2 protein-coding genes are annotated in these 901 nt (G+C 44.6%); one reads left to right on the plus strand and one right to left on the minus strand.

The window, feature by feature from the left end; translation table 11 throughout:
- Positions 1-610 (plus strand): adenosylcobinamide-GDP ribazoletransferase (locus ACWA6V_RS13585; RefSeq protein ID WP_449522995.1); only part of this gene is annotated, 610 nt, incomplete at its 5' end.
- On the opposite strand, the gene ACWA6V_RS13590 is transcribed toward ACWA6V_RS13585, so the two are convergent.
- A partial coding sequence (locus tag ACWA6V_RS13590; RefSeq protein WP_449522996.1) for a hypothetical protein occupies positions 600-901 on the minus strand: 302 nt, incomplete at its 5' end. The two genes, ACWA6V_RS13585 and ACWA6V_RS13590, sit on opposite strands and share 11 nt — an antisense overlap.

Consider the following 901-nt stretch of genomic DNA (forward strand, 5'->3'; position numbering starts at 1 on the left):
TCTTGCCGCTAATTATCTCTTTTCCAATTCCATTAGCCTCTGGCTGGCGATGGCTTTTAGTTTGCTACTCACCGGCGCCTTTCATGAAGACGGCCTTGCAGATACTGCCGATGGTTTCGGCGGTGCCTTTGTGCGCGAGAAAAAGCTCAGCATTATGAAAGACAGCCGCATCGGCACTTACGGTGCAGCTGCGCTGGTGATGGCACTGCTGGGAAAGTATCTTCTGCTGATTGAAAACACCCAAATCGCGCTGGGCATATTTATCGCTTATGCACTATCGCGCGCAGTTGCAGCGAGCTTGGTATTTGATATGCGCTATGTTGCCGACGAAGATGGCAGCAAAAGTAAACCGCTGGCAAATAATCAATCCAAAACCGATCTGGTTATTTTATTGGCAACCTGCTTGCCGATATTTTTTCTACTGCATTGGCAAAAAGCGATTTTAATAATCGCCACATTGATTGTGGTTCGCTACGCTGCAAAATTCTATTTTCAAAAACAGATTGGTGGTTATACCGGTGATTGTTTGGGCGCAGCGCAACAGATTAGTGAAATGGTAATTTATGCGGTGCTGCTAATCCATCTTAGTCAGCTGAATATTACTTGGTGATGTGATACTGCTTCTCGCCAGTTTCTTCATCGTAAGTCTGGCCATCCCGTTTTGCCTTTTTCTCTATATATACTTCTGGTTGCTTGAGCGGCTCAAGATCCATTGTTTTGTGCGTAACGCCTTCAAAAATCGTAGCCCATAGCTCTTTATTGGGTCGCTTTCTACGCAAATGGGCAATAAACTTTACCGCCAAGTACATAACAAAAAAGAACCCGACAACTAATCCACATTGAATATAAATATCGTACATAGCATTTTCCCTCACCCTTGGTGTAACGGTTATGGTGATGC

The sequence above is a fragment of the Cellvibrio sp. genome (genome assembly GCF_053579595.1).